Here is a 15,804-nt window from a genome sequence, read left to right on the forward strand (position 1 = left end):
ATGTTCACTGATTGTAGCGGGGCGCTGGCTGTGCAACTATCCGGTAAAATCAGGACAAACTGTACGAGGTTACGCACAATGTCGATGGATATTGCCCTGCTGCACGCAGTGGTTGAAGTGGCGAAAGCCGGTGGATTTCGTGAGGCGGCGCGCGTCACCGGCAGCAATGCGTCCCGGCTCAGTGATGCGGTGCGCCGCGCCGAACAGCAGCTCGGCATCCGGCTTTTTCACCGGACGACCCGCACCGTGGTGCTGACCGAAGCCGGCAGGGCGCTGATTGAACGTTTGCAGCCCGCCATGAATGAGGTGAATGCCGCGCTGGACGCGCTTAACCGTTATCGCAATACGCCCGGCGGCACGCTGCGGCTGAATGTTCCGGTCAGCGCCACGCGGCTGGTTTTACCTGCGCTGGTGCCTGAATTCCTCCGGCGTTACCCAGATATTCAGCTGGAAATCATTGCGGAAAGTAATGTGCAGGATGTATTTCGCGACGGCTGCGACGCCGGCATTCGTTACGACGAACGTCTTGAGCAGGATATGGTGGCGCTTCCCATCGGACCGCGCCGTCAGCGTTATGCCGCTGCGGCGTCTCCTGCTTATCTCTACGCGCAGGGCAGACCGGAGCATCCGCGGGATCTGATTGAGCATCGCTGTCTGCGTGGCCGTTATGCCAGCGGTAACATGCCGGACTGGGAATTTGAGCGCGATGGCGAAAACCTCAGCGTTCAGGTGAGCGGCCCGCTGGTGGTAAGCGTCGGCGGCGCGGTGGATCTGGCCGTAGAAACCGCTATCGCGGGCGCGGGTATCATCTACCTGTTTGAAGAGTGGCTGGCGCCCGCCATGGTCAGCGGTAAGCTGGAAGCCATCTTACAGCCGTGGTGGCTGTCGTTTTCAGGCCCTTATCTTTATTACAACGATCGCCGCCTGATCCCTGCGCCTTTGCAGGCGTTTATCGATTTTGTCCGCGAAGACAATCTGAACCGGGCGGCGGCTGGTTAAAACCCGAATTCGCTCAGGCCGGGATGATCGTCCGGTCTGCGGCCCAGCGGCCAGTGGAATTTGCGGTCGGCTTCAGCGATGGGTAAATCGTTGATGCACGCGTGACGTTCAAACATCAGCCCCTGCGCGTTAAACGCCCAGTTTTCATTGCCAAAACTGCGGAACCAGTTGCCGGAATCGTCGCGCCATTCGTAAGCAAACCGCACGGCAATCCGCTCACCGTCGAACGCCCACAGCTCTTTAATCAGGCGGTAATCCAGCTCTTTGGCCCATTTACGTTGCAGGAATTCCACCACACCGGCCTGACCCGTGACGAATTCGCTGCGGTTGCGCCAGCGCGTGTCGGCGGAATACACCTGGCTGACGCGCTGCGGATCGCGGCTGTTCCACGCATCTTCGGCAAGCCGGACTTTTTCGATGGCGCTTTCACGCGTAAAGGGCGGAAGGGGTTTTTTCACAACTAAGCTGCTGTCAGTCATCATGGCCTCACGTTAACAAAAAATGTAATCGGTGCTTTATGTAGACAACTCTGTCTACATCTGTCACGCTAACCGAAACAGACAGACTTGTCTACCTGCATAAATTTTGACTGAGACGCTGGCTTACAGGATGTGTTATGGATACTCAATTGCCCTGCGCGACCGCTCCGCTGGCCGCCCGTGAACGGATACTGCATACCGCGCATGACCTTTTTTATCGCGACGGTATCCGCGCGACCGGCATCGATTTGATTATCAGAGAAGCGGGCGTGACCAAGGTGACGTTTTACCGGCATTATCCCAGCAAAGATGCGCTGATTCTGGCGTTTCTGGACTACCGGCATCAGCGCTGGATTGCCTGGTTCAGCCTGACATTACGCCGCTTTTCTGCCTCCAAACCCACCTTTGCGCAGGCGTTAGCGGCCACGTTGCTGAAGTGGTTCGCCGGAGAAGATTTTCGCGGTTGTGCGTTCATCAACAGCAGCCTGGAATACGCTGGTGCGCTGCCGGAAGTGCTCCGGCTTTCGGTTGCCCACAAAAAAGAAATGGCCGGGGTGATCGCAGAACATTTTGAGGAGTCGCCTGATAAAGCGCACATCGCCGAAAGCATTGCGCTTCTGGTTGACGGTGCCATCGTAAAGGCACAAATGGAAAATGACGCCGCGCAGGCCTCCCAACTTTTAGAGCAGATGTTAAGTCTGCTTCTGCGGCAGTGGGCTGGGGAAAAGTGAGTCAGACCCGGCTGTGAAGCTTAAAAAGTATAAAGCACGCCAAGATTCAGCGTGGTCCCGCCGCGCTGGTCAACGATCGGGCTTTTACCGGCGTGATCGCCCAGCCAGGCGTAATCCACACTGACGACGCTGCCCCAGTGTGGCGTGAACTGGTGGCTCCACGTCAGGCTGCTGTCCACGCCATAAAAACCCCCGGCGGCCTGATAAGGCGCGAAATCCGTGCGTTCGCTTTGTTTATGGCTCACGCCATAGAAGGTATTCATGTAACGCCGGTCGCCAAAAAGCGCCGCCGACTGGAGTGCAACCGTGTCCGCATTATTTTGCACGGGCAGGAGCGTGACGGATGTCTGATAGTGCACGCCTTGCCCGTCGCTCAGCGGCAGGGTGGCTTTGCCTTCAAATGAAAGCCACTGCGTGGCAGACCAGCCCGCCGCGATGGCGGTATTGACGGCCGCATCGATATTTCCCATCCCTTTGAGTTTATTTGAACCATCCCGCCAGGTGGAATTTCTGTCCGTCCGTCCCAGGCTGAACCCCAGCGTATGTTCAAGATACAGGCCGTTATCCGCCTGTAAGTCATACCCTACGCCTTTCAGGGAATCGAAGAAAAACGCGTTGTCCCGCGCCTGAATGACCGGCCCCGCCAGCCAGTTACGCTGATCCGATCCGCTGTAACGCGGGGCGCTTTGTGCGCCCATCCCGACCGTAAACGTTTCCGCTGGCGCATCGTCACCGGCCTGTGCCTGCCACGCTGTTGCGGACAGCGTGAAACAGGTAATGTGCAGCATAAGTTTTCTGGATATCATTGTGACTCCTCATCACCCAACCGTATGGTTCGTAGCGGATTGCAGCCGCGCCGAAAACCGGAGTATGCAGAGGCAGTGTCAATAAACTGTCTGGGATTTATGAAGAAACAGTCAAGGCGGCAGACATGCAAACAAAACGGATCCTGATCATTGAAGACGACGCCGATGCGGCGGATGTTCTTGATGCGTATTTGAAACGTGAAGGTTATGAGGTGCAGATTGCGGGAGACGGGCTATCCGGGCTGGAGACTGCGCAGCGGTGGAAGCCTGATCTTATTCTGCTGGATGTGATGTTGCCGGGGATGAGAGGGACGGACGTGCTGGCGTCAATCCGCCGCGAAAGCCGCGTCCCGGTGATCATGGTGACGGCAATGGGCGATATGCCTGACAAAATTGGCGCGCTGCGGTTCGGGGCTGATGATTATGTCGTCAAACCCTACAACCCCGGCGAAGTGGTGGCGCGGGTGCAGGCCGTACTCCGGCGGGTGATTTCCGGCTCAGAGGCCGTGTCTTCCGTGTTGTGCTGGCAGGGGCTTGATGTTGATACCGATGCCCTTACCGCCGCTGTCCGGTCAGCCTCGGGTGAACCGCGCTATCTGGATTTAACACCCACAGAGTTCGGTGTGCTGAGCACATTAATGCGCGCTCCGACGCGTCCGTTCTCGCGGCAATATCTGCTTGAACATTGCCTGCCGGAAAGCGAAGCGCTTGAAAGGGTCGTTGATACGCACGTTTATAACCTGCGTAAAAAGCTGGAATCTGCGGGGATCGTCAACGTGCTGGTCAACGTGCGTGGCGTCGGTTACCGGTTCAGACAACCATGAGCGGCCCACATTATCAGTCCCTCTGGCGCTGGATTTGTGTCCGTATCCTGACGCTGGCAATCGGCAGTGTGATCCTGATTGCGCTGTGCATGTGGCTGCGCTTTGCCATCGAAAATCTTTGGGTGTTGCACCACATGTCCCCGGCAATGCGGGCTGAATTCGAGGTGCTGCGCAGTAACCCTGAGCTTAATCTGGCGCGGTTTCATGAGATTGTGGATCAAGGCTGGGGCGCGCGCTATTCGGATCCTTCGATTGCTTCTGCCGACTGGATGATGGTCGGCATTCTGGTGGTCGTGGTGATCCCTTTTATCGCGCTTTTGGGTTTAAAAGCCGCCCGCCCGCTTTCGTCGCAGTTCAGCCGTCTGGCGCAGGTGGCCCGTTCGGTCACGAAAGGGGATTTCAATACACGGGCTGAAGCGGTGAAAAATGCCCCGTCTGAACTTATCCAGTTTACCGATGATTTCAACGCCATGATGTTGCAACTTTCGCGCTATGAGCGGGAACTGCGGGCGTCGCATGTCGCGATGGCGCATGAGCTGCGTTCGCCGCTGACGGCGGCGGTAGGGCGGTTGCAGGGGATGCTTGATGGCGTATTTCAGCCGGAGCCGCGTCAGTTACAGATGGTCATGAAACAGCTTTTGCATCTGAACCGGCTGATCGACGAACTGCATTTGCTTTCGCTGGCGGACGCCGGTCAGCTGAATCTTCATAAAACATCTCTGGATCTGACTGAACTGCTGCGCGAGCGGGTGGCCTGGCTCAGGCCGCAGTCAGCGGAAGCCGGTTTTGATATCACCGTGACGCCTGATCTCCCTTGTCCTTATTTCGGTGATCCGTTCCGCCTCGGGCAGGTCTTCACCATTCTGATGGAAAATGCGCTGCGTTATGCGCAGGAAGGCCACCGGCTGGATATTGCCATTTCGCACAGCGAAGGCGGTGTGGAGATTGCTTTTCGGGATTACGGGCCGGGTGTGGATGCGGGGTTTCTGCCGGTGATGTTTGAACGCTTCAGCCGGGCAGAATCTTCCCGCGCAAGGCACTCGGGGGGCAGCGGGCTGGGATTATCCATCGCCCGTGCGATATGTGAAGCCCACAGTGGCGGCATCCGGGCTTTGCTGAAAGAACAGGGCGGGCTGGTTATCACGGTCAGTTTGCCGCAGCCGGAAGCAGGGGAATAAAAAAGCGGTTCTTGACGGTTCCTTGATGAAATATCGCGGGAATCTGGACAGTGAGCGGATTGAATAGCGGTATCTCAATTCAGGAAGTCTGTCATGACCGCTACTTTTACGGATTATGCCCGCCACGGCGTGCGTCATTTATGTGCTGCCGGGCGTTTGCTGCCCTTTCTTCCCGCCGCCTGCCTGCTGATAGTTGTCGTTGTGCTGGCGGGGTGTGGCGATAAATCCCGTAAGCCCGTGGTACCCGCAAGGCCGGTGCGCGTGGTGATTGCGCCGCTTCCTTCAGCCTCCGGCACGGTTATCCAGACCGGTGAAATCCGCGCCCGCGAAGAGGTGGCGCTGGGTTTCCGGCTGGACGGCAGGATCCTCACCCGTCAGGTCGATGTCGGCGATCGTGTGGCGGCCGGGCAGATTGTCGCGACGCAGGAAAGTGCCACCAGCCGCAACCAGCTCAACAGCGCGCAGGCCGATCTGGACAGCGCCCGCGCGGCGGAACAGCTGGCTGCGCTGAATCTCCGGCGCATGAAGCTGCTGATGCCGGGCGGTGCTATCGCCCGCACACAGCTGGATAGCGCGCAATCCGACTGGCAGGCGGCCCGCGCGCGGCGTCAGAGCAGTGAAGATGCGCTGAAAAACGCGCGTGAAAATCTCTCCTGGGCACAACTGACCGCGCCGGCGGACGGCGTGGTGACGCAGGTCAGCGCCTCGGCCGGGCAGGTGGTCAGCGCCGGACAACAGGTTGTGACACTCGCCTCGGGCGGCGGGCGTGATGCGGTGTTTGATGTCGCCGATCCGCAGGCGATTCCGGCACAGGCGGGCGCTGTTTTTAGCGTTTCGTTACTGTCCGACTCTTCAGTGATCGCGCCGGGGCATTTACGGGATATCAGCCCGCAGGCCGACCCGCAAACCCGGACATGGCGCGTTCGTATCACGCTCGATAACCCGCCGCCCGCCATGGCGCTGGGGGCCAGCGTTCAGCTCATTCTCCCTGCTTCAGGCCAAACGGCGATCGCGTTGCCGGCTTCGGCGCTGACCCGCGCCGGTGGTCAGCCCGCCATTTTTATCGTAAATACCAAAACGCTGACGTTGCACCTGCAACCGGTGGTTTTAGCGCGTTACAGTACCAAAGAAATCTTTATTGCGGCTGGCCTGAGTCCCGGCGAAACGGTCGCGATTGCCGGTGTGAGTAAACTGCGCAATGGCGAAAAAGTGACCCTGGGGGAAGGCAGCGAATGAAGCCGTCCACTCCCGTACGCCGGTTCAATCTCTCCGCCTGGGCGCTGGCACATCAGCCGCTGATCGCCTTTTTTATGCTTCTGCTCATGGCCGCCGGTGTCTTCAGTTATGAGCAACTGCCGCGCAACGAAGATCCGGCGTTTACCATTAAAACGGCGGTAGTCTCTGCAAGCTGGCCGGGTGCCAGCGTGGCGGATACGGTCAATCTGGTCACGGATACGCTGGAGAAAAAACTTCAGGAAATCCCGTATCTTGATTTCGTTGAGAGCGAGACCCGTGCCGGGCAATCGGTGATTTTCGTTAACTTGCGTGATGATACGCCGCCCGCACAGGTTGCAGGCATCTGGTATCAGGTGCGTAAAAAAATGCAGGATATCGCCCCGTCGCTGCCCGCAGGCGTGCAGGGGCCGTCGGTCAACGACGAGTTCGATGATACGTTTGGCACGATTTATGGGTTTACCGCCGAGGGTTACTCGCCGCGTGAACTGCGCGACCGCGTGGAAGACATCAGCCGCAGCCTGATGTCGCTGCCGGACATCGGCAAAACCCACCTGCTGGGCGTTCAGGAAGAAAACATTGTGATTGCGTTTTCGCCTGCGCAGCTCGCCGGGATGGGCATTGATTTGCAGCAGGTCACCGACGCCCTGAAAGCGCAAAATGCGGTAGAACCTGCGGGTGTTTTGCGCAGCGATCGTGAAAATATCGCCCTGCGCGTGAGCGGCTCCCTGACGTCTGAGCAAAGTTTGCAGGCGGTGACGCTGCACATCGCCGGGCGCTACATTCCGCTGACGGATATCGCGACGATAAGCCGTCAGGATGCCGAGCCGCCTGCACCCGAATTTCGTGTTAACGGGCAACCCGCGATCGGGCTGGCTATTTCTATGGCCTCCGCCGGGAATATGTTGTCCTTTGGCAAAGCGCTCAATGACCGGATGGCGGACATCCGCACGCGCCTCCCGCACGGCATTGAAATGGTCAAAGTGGCCGATCAGTCAGCGGTGGTTTCACAGGCCGTCAACAGCTTTATCCGGGTGCTGATTGAATCCGTCGTCATTGTATTAGCCGTCTCTTTTGTTTCACTCGGCACCCGCGCCGGGCTGGTTGTGGCGGCGGCCATTCCGGTGGTTCTTGCCATGACGTTCATCGGCATGATGCTGGCGGGAATCGGGTTACAGCGCATTTCGCTGGGCGCGCTGATCATTGCGCTCGGGTTACTGGTGGATGACGCGATGATCACCGTTGAAGCGATGGTGTCGCGTATCGAGGCGGGAGATTCGGCCTGGCGCGCCGCCACTTACGCTTTTGAAACGACGGCATTCCCGATGCTTACCGGCACGCTGGTGATGATTGCCGGTTTTATCCCGGTGGGTTTCGCGGCCTCAAGCGCCGGTGAATATTGTTACTCCCTGTTCGCCGTCGTGCTTATTGCGTTGCTGTGTTCCTGGGTGGTCGCCATTCTTTTTTCGCCGCTGATCGGGACGTGGATTTTGCCCGCAAAGCTTGCATCGCACGGTGAAAAGCGTGGCCGGTTAATGCGTTTCTACCTGCGTCTGCTGAATTATGTGCTGCTTCACCGGTGGGGCACGCTGAGCATTGCCTGTCTGTTGCTGGTGATGGCGATGTATGCGACGACGTTCATGCAAGGGGAATTTTTCCCCGCCTCCGACCGGCCGGAATTACTGGTGAGTCTCACGCTTCCCGCTAATGCTTCCCGGACAGAAACCGCGCGGCAAACTGAACGGTTGGAACGTGCGTTGCAGGGTAACCGGAATGTCGATCACTATTCGGATTATGTCGGATCGGGGGCTGTGCGCTTTTATCTGCCGATGGATGTGTTACTGGATAACGAGAATACGGCGCAGCTGGTCATTGTCGCCAAAAATCTGGAAGACCGTGACAAGCTTCGCGCACAGCTTGAGGCCATTTTAACCCGTGATTTCAGCGACATCACCACGCGCGTTTCCCCGCTGGAACTCGGCCCGCCGGTCGGGTGGCCGGTAAAATATCGCGTCAGCGGCCCGGACTATGCGCAGGTCAGACAGATTGCCCAACATCTCGCTGCCACGCTGGGTGAAGTTCCGGTTACGCGCGAAGTGAATCTGGCCGCCGGAGAGCCCGAGCGGGTGATTACGCTGCGGGTGAATCAGACGGCAGCGCGGGCGGCAGGCGTTTCTTCGGAAAGTCTTGCGGCTTTGCTTAACACCGTCTGGTCAGGCAGCGTTGTCACCACCGTCCGGGATAAAAACCGGCTGACTGATGTTGTTCTGCGGGCGAACAACCGCGAGCGTCAGGATGTCACCACGCTGTCCGGCCTGATGATCACCACCGCGACGGGGCAAAAAATCCCGATAAGTCAGGTCGCGACGCCGGTCTGGGGGATTGACGATCCGGTTGTGTGGCGTCGCCAGCGGCTGCCGTTCATTACCGTTCAGACGGATTTAGCACCGGGGCTGCATGCAGAAACCGTTTCACAGCAGCTCGCGCCGCGGGTTTCGCGTATCCGTGCGACGATGCCTTCCGGATATAAAATCGAGGAGGGCGGCGTGGTGGCGGAGTCAGACAAAGGCAACGGTTCGGTGTATGCCGTGCTGCCGGTCACGCTTTGCGTGATGCTGACCCTGCTGATGATCCAGTTGCAGCGTTTTTCGCGCATGCTGCTGGCCTTATTCATGGCACCGTTCGGCCTTATCGGCATTGTGCTGGCGATGTTGCCGACCGGCACGCCGATGGGTTTTGTCGCCCTGCTGGGGATTATTGCGCTGGCGGGAATGATTATCCGCAACGCGGTGATCCTGATTAGCGAAGTGGATAATAACGTTATCGCCGGGATGGGCCGTGATGACGCCATCAGGGCCGCCGCCGTGCACCGTTCAAGACCCATATTGCTGACGGCCTGCGCGGCAATACTCGGGATGCTGCCGATCGCCGAACAGGTATTTTGGGGGCCGATGGCTTACGCGATTATCGGCGGGTTAATTGTCGCCACTTTCGTCACGCTTACCCTGCTTCCGGCGGCGCTGAGCCTGATTATGCAGCGGGAGAAGGTGAGGGCGGCCGCTTGCGGAAATTCAATCTGACGCATTTAAAATCGTCAAAAATTCTTCTCAGCGAGATCAACGCGATAGTCGCGCAGGCGGCGCGGGGCCTGCCGATCTGCGCTGGCAGCCATTGATCTGAGCACCTGATTAACTATACTGTATATAAATACAGTATGTTTGCAGGAACCCCACTCATGATGCTTTACAAAATCGCCGCACGGCAGCAAAAAACGGATATCCCGTTGTATTTAAACCCTATTGCGGCGGGTTTCCCCAGCCCGGCGGCGGACTATGTGGAGAAGGGTATCGATCTGGTGGCGCACCTGATTGCGCATCCTTCTTCTACCTATGTGCTTAAAGTCTCCGGCGATTCCATGCGGGACGCGGCGATCATCGATGGCTCAATGTTGCTGGTCGATTTCAGCCTGAAACCGGCTCACAACGATATCGTTGTCGCCAGTCTGGACGGGGAATTCACGGTGAAACGGCTGATGCTCCATCCGTATCCTCATCTGCGGGCTGAAAACCCGGCCTACGCGCCTATTCCGCTGAATGAAGACCGGCAGGTCGAGATTGTCGGCGTTGTTACCACCGTTATCAGCACGATGCATCGCAATGTACGCACTCGCTGATGTGAACTCATTTTACGCCAGTTGCGAAGTCGCCTGGCGGCCTGACCTGCAAGGCAAACCGGTCGTGGTGTTGTCCAATAACGACGGCTGCGTGATTGCGCTTTCGGCGGAAGCGAAGAAGCTCAAAATCAAAATGGGCGCGCCGTACTTCAAACAAAGGGCGCTTTTTCAGCAGCACAACGTGGTGGTTTTCAGCAGCAATTACGAACTTTACGGCGATATGAGCCACAGGGTGATGGAGACGCTGGGCGCGTTGTGTCCGAAAATCGAAATCTACAGCATCGATGAAGCCTTTCTCGATCTCAGCCGGTTGCCGGAAGATCTCGATTTAGAAAGCTTCGGCAAGGAAATCAGGGACACGGTGAAGCAACACACGCGGCTGACCATTGGCGTTGGCATTGCGCCGACGAAAACGCTGGCCAAGCTGGCCAATTTCGCGGCAAAAAAATGGACAAAAAGTCAGGGCGTTATCGATCTCTCTGATCCGGTTCGTCAGAAAAAGCTGATGTCGTATGTACCGGTCGAAGAGGTCTGGGGCGTGGGGCGGCGGATATCGAAAAAACTGAATGACGCCGGGATTAAAACGGCGCTCCAGCTTGCCGAATGCGACCTGTGGTTTATCCGGAAAAATTTTAATGTGGTGATGGAACGCACCGTGCGCGAGCTGCGCGGCGAACCTTGTTTAGGGTTTGACGAATTTGCGCCCGCCAAACAGGAAATTGTTTGCTCGCGGTCTTTCGGCACGCGGGTGACGGCGTATCAGGAAATGCGTGAAGCCATCTGTTTTTACGCCACGCGGGCTTCTGAAAAGCTGCGCGGAGAGCATCAGTTTTGCCGGCAGATTTCCGTCTTTGTCAAAACCAGCCCGTTCGCGGAAGGGGAGATTTACTACGGAAATCTGGCGAGTACCCGGCTGATTACGCCCACTCAGGACACCCGCGACATTATCTTCGCCGCAACAAAATGTCTGGATGATATCTGGAAAGAAGGGCACCGGTATCAGAAAGCGGGCGTGATGCTGGGGGATTTTTTCAGTCAGGGCGTGTCCCAGTTGCACTTATTTGATGAGCGCGCGCCGCGTGCCAACAGCGATGCGCTGATGACGCTTTTTGATGAAATCAATGACAAAGGAAAAGGGACGCTGTGGTTCGCCGGGCAGGGGATCTCGCGGGACTGGCAGATGAAGCGCGAGATGTTATCCCCCGCCTGGACCACCCGCCTGAGCGATGTGCCGGTGGCGCGTGCCTGACGGCTGCACGCGTCACGCAGTGCAAATTACTGAGCGTAAATTCTTGTAATTCTTGATTCATACATCTTGTGAATGTTTGAGTGGCCGTTAGAATGGCGGCCTGCTTGCGAGGGAAATGTGAATAAACAACGGCGTTCAGCACTGCTCTATTTTTGTCTGGCCTGTCTGGTCATACTGACGTGTATGACACAGCGCATCGCCGGGCTGAATGCGTTGTCCGCAATCGTGCATCAGGACACGGCGACGGCGCAGGCGTCATCCGCGACCTCTGAAATCGCTAAAATTCCCGCTCCCTGCGAGCTCAGCAGCAAATCGCTGCTTTCCGTTCCTCCTCTCCTCTTAGAATTTGCGTTTCTGGCGCTGAGCCTGCTGCTGGCCTTTTTGTCACGCGGCAATATGGCGGCGATCCGCCTGCTTGTGCCGGAGGCGGTCCCTGTGCCGCGCCTGCGGGTGCATTTACGGCTCTGCGTCTTCCGGGAATAAAAACACGCCTGTTTTTCATCAGGATGTGACTTTTTATTTTTGGAGAAAATCGATGCGAAATTTATTCAGGGTGGCCGCAGGCTGCTTACTGATGCTCTGGCTGCATACCGGATATGCTGCCGACACCGGCTGGCTGCAAAGCCCGCAAAATAACCACGCGAAAGTGCGCTTACAGGCGCAGCCAGCCCATCTTTCTGAAAAAGAAACCCGGCTGTTGCTTTCTGTCAGCCTCGAAAAGGGCTGGAAAACCTACTGGCGATCGCCGGGCGAGGGCGGTATTTCACCGTCAGTCGAATGGCAAAAACCGGTCACGGCGCAACAGGCCACATGGTTCTGGCCGACGCCCGCACGTTTTGATGTCGCGGGGATCACCACCCAGGGCTATCACGATGAAGTCACGCTGCCCGTCATCCTCGGCGGTGAAGTGCCGGGCACGATTGCCGGAACGCTGACACTGCCGGTGTGCAGCAACGTGTGCATTCTCACCGACTATCCTTTTAGTCTGGACCTCCGTTCGTCCGGGGATAACGCGGATTTTGCCCGTCAGTTCGCCGCTGCGATGGGTAAGGTGCCGATTGCTGAAGGTCTGGCGGACAGCGTCACGGCGGGATATCGCCCCGGCGTATTGCAGATCACCGCTCACCGCGAGCAGGGCTGGCAAAATCCGGAGGTCTTTACCGATACGCTGGAAGGCAGTTCTCTGGGTAAACCGGCGGTGAAAGTGGACGGCCAACTGGCGCGGTTCACGCTGCCCGTGACCGACGAATGGGGCGATAAGGCGGCGGATATCACGGGCAAAACGCTGAGTATCGTGTTGTCGGACAACGGTCTGGCGCAGCAAATTCACCTGAAAGTGAACCCGCTTCCAGCCGAAGCGCCGGGCGCTGTCGCACTCTGGCAGGTGGCGCTGATGGCACTGGCCGGGGGTTTCATCCTCAATCTTATGCCCTGCGTTCTGCCGGTGCTGGGCATGAAACTCGGCAGTATTTTGCAGGTGGAACAGCGCAACCGGAAAAACATTCGCGTGCAGTTTCTGGCGTCATCGGGTGGGATCATCACCTCGTTTCTGGCACTGGCGTTGCTGATGACGCTGCTCCGTTACACCAATAAGACGCTGGGCTGGGGCATTCAGTTTCAGAGCCCGTGGTTTATCGGGCTGATGGTGCTGGTCACGGCCGTATTTACCGCCAATCTGCTGGGGCTGTTTGAAATCAATCTGCCCTCAAAGATGACGACACGCCTGGCGACGCATCACCGTTCCGGTCTCAGCGGACACTTCGCTGAAGGCGCTTTTGCCACGCTGCTGGCGACGCCCTGTTCCGCGCCGTTTCTCGGCACGGCGGTGGCGTTCGCGCTGGCCGCACCGCTGCCGGTTCTGTGGGGACTGTTCCTGATGCTGGGCATCGGCATGAGTCTGCCGTGGCTGATGATTGCCCTGTGGCCGGGGCTGGCGATGTGTCTGCCGCGGCCCGGTCGCTGGATGCTGCGGCTGCGGCTTTTTCTCGGCGCGCTGATGCTGTCGGCCTGTCTCTGGTTGCTCAGCCTGATGCAAAACCATTTCTCTGCGCTGACGGTCGCCTTGCTGGCGGGTGTGTTGCTGGTGATGCTGTTCGCCTTCTCCCTGCGCCGCTATGGCTTGCGTAATTCGGCGTTAACCGCCGGTGCGGGCGCGCTTCTGACAGGTGCTGTCATCGTCATGGCCTCGCAGATTTCCGGCACAGGCGGGAAGCCACTGCACGATGATATTGCCTGGCAACCCTTGTCCGAAGAGGCGATTCAGAGCGCGCTGGCGGAAAAAAAAGTGGTCTTTGTGGATGTGACCGCCGACTGGTGCGTAACCTGTAAAGCCAACAAATACAACGTACTGATGCGTGACGATGTGCAGAAAGCCCTGACAGAAAGCGACGTTGTAGCCCTGCGCGGTGACTGGACGTTGCCGTCAAAACCGATCAATGACTTCCTGCAAAAACGCGGCAGCGTCGCCGTGCCGTTTAATCAAATTTATGGTCCGCACAAGCCTGCCGGTGAAATCTTATCGCCGTTGCTTACCCGTGATGCCGTATTACAGGGGCTGGAAGATGCCCGTGGAGCCCGATAATGAAAACGTTAATGCTGATTATGATGATGGTGATTTCTCCGGTGGTTCTGGCGATGACGCCGGAAGATACGCTGTTTAACAACCCCGCCTCGCCGTGGTTTGGCGCAAAAAATCCCCGCCTGACCATTGTGTCCTTCACCGATTACAACTGTCCTTACTGCAAGCAGTTTGACCCGATGCTGGAAAAGGTCGCGAAAGAAAATCCTGATATCAAAGTGGTGATTAAATTGCTGCCTTTCCGCGGTGCGAGTTCCATTATTGCCGGTCGTGCGGCGATGACGGTCTGGGAGCAGCATCCGGAAAAGTTTCTGGTGGTACATCAGCGGCTTATGTCTAAAAAAGGGCAGCATGATGAAGCCAGTGCGCTCGAGGCGGTGAAATATGCCGGACTGGAGCCTATCCGCGTGACGCCCGCCAGTTATCTTGAACTGAAAACCAATGTGGAAATTGCCGAGGTATTGGGCATTCAGGGAACGCCTGCGACGATCATTGGCGATCAGCTGATTGCGGGTGCCATCTCATACGAGGATTTGCAGAAAGTCGTGAAGGAGCAACTGGCGAAGGCAAAACATGATCAGGCTTAAACGCTGGGCGCGCGAAGGGGTGATTTTCGCCGTGCTGATTTTCGTGGTGATGCTGGGAATGGATTTTCTGCGCGCGCCGCAGGCACCGGCCAGTTTTGGCAGTCAGTCGTTGCAGACCCTCAGCAATCAGTCCGTGACGCTCGGCGAACAAAGTCAGCAGCGCCCGCTGCTGGTCTACTTCTGGGCAACGTGGTGCGGCGTCTGCAAAATGACCACACCTTCAGTTTCCAGGCTGGCAGAAGAAGGGGAGAACGTCCTGACCGTGGCATTGCGTTCAGGAGATAACGCCACGCTGGCGCGTTATCTGAACGGAAAGGGCATTCAGATGCCGGTGGTTAACGATGCCCGCGGCGATTTGTCGGCACAATGGGATATTGGCGTCACCCCGACGTTCGTTATCATTGATAAAGGGCAGGTGATTGCCACAACGACCGGCTGGACCTCTTACTGGGGCATGAAAGCGCGGCTATGGTGGGCGAAAATCCGCACCTGATTTACTGCTGCTATCGTCCGAAACACAAAGCCTTCACGGTGGTGAAGGCTTTTTTCATTTCATTTTTATTTCGCCCCGGTGGATGCCACAACAGCCTCCGTCAGCCATGGCAAAATATCTTTTTTTCTGCTGATCACGCCCGGCAAGCACAGGCCCGAGGTTTGAAGCGGATTGTTGTCGGAGAAATACAGCGTGGAATTGCGTTTGAAAATATCGGTAACGGCGACGACGCCAAAATCGAATCCGCCTTGCGCGGTTTGCCGGGTCAGTTCAGCCATAAGGTCCGCCAGCATATGTTCGACGGACGACACCGATTCCACTTCAATCTGAGAAACCAGAACGGAAAGCGCGTTCAGCCGGTAGCTTTTGGCATCGCGCATCAGAAGGCGCGCCGGTGAAAGCCCGCTGATATTGGTTTTTGCGGTGAGCAGCCCTTTTACAAAAACGTCGTAATCCAGACCGGAAAGTTCAGTTAAAGCCTGAGCGGCGGCTTTATCCTGTTCGGTGGTGGTGGAAGAGGTCAGGGCCACCGTGTCACTCAGTAATGCACCCAGCAAAAGCGTGGCCTGCGATGCCGAAACGGGCATGACACTTTCGAAAGTGAGAATTTGCCAGAGGATCGTCGCACAGCATCCGACAGAGCGGATCCAGACATCCGGCGGGTTTTTGGTCATCACCGTACCGAGCCGGTGGTGGTCAATAATACCGATGATATTGCTGCGCAGTAACGATTCCGGCCCCTGTTCCGCATCGGTGAAATCCACCAGCCAGACGTCTTTATCATCCAGCGCACAATCGAGCAACGCAGGTTCACTGACGCCAGCCTGCTGCAAGATAAACGCCGTTTCCGGCGTGATATCGCCCAGACGGAACGGTGTGGCGGGTTTGCCCAGATGGTTAAGCCAGTCGGTGGTGATCAGCGCGCTGCAAATGGTGTCACTGTCCGGGTTGAGATGGCCAAAAACGTAGATCAT

At 57.4% G+C, this 15,804-nt stretch carries 15 protein-coding genes; 12 read left to right on the forward strand and 3 right to left on the reverse strand.

Features of this window, described 5'->3' with window-relative positions; genetic code table 11:
• The first annotated feature begins 78 nt into the window (after nucleotides 1–78).
• Nucleotides 79–999, forward strand: a complete 921-nt coding sequence (locus KWG64_RS08310) for a LysR substrate-binding domain-containing protein (RefSeq protein WP_218521577.1) — start codon at nucleotides 79–81, stop codon at nucleotides 997–999.
• On the opposite strand, the gene KWG64_RS08315 is transcribed toward KWG64_RS08310, so the two are convergent.
• Nucleotides 996–1,478, reverse strand: a complete 483-nt coding sequence (locus KWG64_RS08315; protein ID WP_218521738.1) for a nuclear transport factor 2 family protein — start codon at nucleotides 1,476–1,478, stop codon at nucleotides 996–998. The genes KWG64_RS08310 and KWG64_RS08315 overlap by 4 nt on opposite strands.
• Nucleotides 1,479–1,615: 137 nt before the next feature.
• Here KWG64_RS08315 and KWG64_RS08320 point away from each other — a divergent pair, with 137 nt between their 5' ends.
• Nucleotides 1,616–2,209 carry a TetR/AcrR family transcriptional regulator gene (locus KWG64_RS08320; RefSeq protein ID WP_218521578.1) on the forward strand — a complete coding sequence of 198 codons (594 nt, stop codon included), beginning with the start codon at nucleotides 1,616–1,618 and terminating at the stop codon, nucleotides 2,207–2,209.
• Nucleotides 2,210–2,229: 20 nt separating this feature from the next.
• Here KWG64_RS08320 and KWG64_RS08325 read toward each other — a convergent pair whose 3' ends face one another.
• Nucleotides 2,230–3,015 (reverse strand): MipA/OmpV family protein, encoded by a 786-nt coding sequence (locus KWG64_RS08325; RefSeq protein ID WP_218521579.1) that lies wholly within the window; start codon nucleotides 3,013–3,015, stop codon nucleotides 2,230–2,232.
• 125 nt (nucleotides 3,016–3,140) lie between these two features.
• Between KWG64_RS08325 and KWG64_RS08330 the strand changes: the two genes are divergently transcribed.
• The 10 genes from KWG64_RS08330 (at nucleotide 3,141) to KWG64_RS08375 (ending at nucleotide 14,830) form a co-directional block, all read left to right on the forward strand.
• Nucleotides 3,141–3,839, forward strand: coding sequence for a response regulator (locus KWG64_RS08330; protein WP_218521580.1), 699 nt, complete (start codon nucleotides 3,141–3,143; stop codon nucleotides 3,837–3,839).
• Nucleotides 3,836–5,017 carry a cell wall metabolism sensor histidine kinase WalK gene (locus tag KWG64_RS08335; protein ID WP_218521581.1) on the forward strand — a complete coding sequence of 394 codons (1,182 nt, stop codon included), beginning with the start codon at nucleotides 3,836–3,838 and terminating at the stop codon, nucleotides 5,015–5,017. Before KWG64_RS08330 ends, KWG64_RS08335 begins: the two co-directional genes overlap by 4 nt.
• Before the next feature lie 93 nt (nucleotides 5,018–5,110).
• Nucleotides 5,111–6,253, forward strand: coding sequence for an efflux RND transporter periplasmic adaptor subunit (locus KWG64_RS08340; RefSeq protein WP_218521582.1), 1,143 nt, complete (start codon nucleotides 5,111–5,113; stop codon nucleotides 6,251–6,253).
• Nucleotides 6,250–9,330: an efflux RND transporter permease subunit gene (locus KWG64_RS08345; RefSeq protein WP_218521583.1), complete on the forward strand. Its 3,081-nt coding sequence runs from the start codon at nucleotides 6,250–6,252 to the stop codon at nucleotides 9,328–9,330. The genes KWG64_RS08340 and KWG64_RS08345 overlap by 4 nt, the downstream gene beginning before the upstream one ends.
• Nucleotides 9,331–9,485: 155 nt before the next feature.
• The gene (umuD, locus tag KWG64_RS08350; protein WP_195813306.1) at nucleotides 9,486–9,923 is read left to right on the forward strand and encodes a translesion error-prone DNA polymerase V autoproteolytic subunit; all 438 of its coding nucleotides are present in this window, start codon (nucleotides 9,486–9,488) and stop codon (nucleotides 9,921–9,923) included.
• On the forward strand, nucleotides 9,907–11,172 hold the full coding sequence (umuC, locus tag KWG64_RS08355) for a translesion error-prone DNA polymerase V subunit UmuC (protein ID WP_218521584.1): 1,266 nt from the start codon (nucleotides 9,907–9,909) through the stop codon (nucleotides 11,170–11,172). The genes umuD and umuC overlap by 17 nt, the downstream gene beginning before the upstream one ends.
• 117 nt (nucleotides 11,173–11,289) lie before the next feature.
• On the forward strand, nucleotides 11,290–11,655 hold the full coding sequence (locus KWG64_RS08360) for a copper resistance protein (protein ID WP_218521585.1): 366 nt from the start codon (nucleotides 11,290–11,292) through the stop codon (nucleotides 11,653–11,655).
• Nucleotides 11,656–11,707: 52 nt separating this feature from the next.
• Nucleotides 11,708–13,753: a protein-disulfide reductase DsbD gene (locus KWG64_RS08365; protein ID WP_218521586.1), complete on the forward strand. Its 2,046-nt coding sequence runs from the start codon at nucleotides 11,708–11,710 to the stop codon at nucleotides 13,751–13,753.
• Nucleotides 13,753–14,337 carry a DsbA family protein gene (locus KWG64_RS08370; RefSeq protein ID WP_218521587.1) on the forward strand — a complete coding sequence of 195 codons (585 nt, stop codon included), beginning with the start codon at nucleotides 13,753–13,755 and terminating at the stop codon, nucleotides 14,335–14,337. Before KWG64_RS08365 ends, KWG64_RS08370 begins: the two co-directional genes overlap by 1 nt.
• Entirely contained in the window at nucleotides 14,324–14,830 is a 507-nt protein-coding gene (locus KWG64_RS08375) for a protein disulfide oxidoreductase (RefSeq protein ID WP_218521588.1), read from the forward strand. The genes KWG64_RS08370 and KWG64_RS08375 overlap by 14 nt, the downstream gene beginning before the upstream one ends.
• Before the next feature lie 65 nt (nucleotides 14,831–14,895).
• On the opposite strand, the gene KWG64_RS08380 is transcribed toward KWG64_RS08375, so the two are convergent.
• Nucleotides 14,896–15,804 (reverse strand): manganese-dependent inorganic pyrophosphatase, encoded by a 909-nt coding sequence (locus KWG64_RS08380; RefSeq protein ID WP_218521589.1) that lies wholly within the window; start codon nucleotides 15,802–15,804, stop codon nucleotides 14,896–14,898.

Origin of the sequence: Rahnella sp. PD12R (assembly GCF_019200965.1) — a bacterium.
In the GTDB taxonomy this organism is placed as follows: Bacteria; Pseudomonadota; Gammaproteobacteria; order Enterobacterales; family Enterobacteriaceae; genus Rahnella; species Rahnella laticis.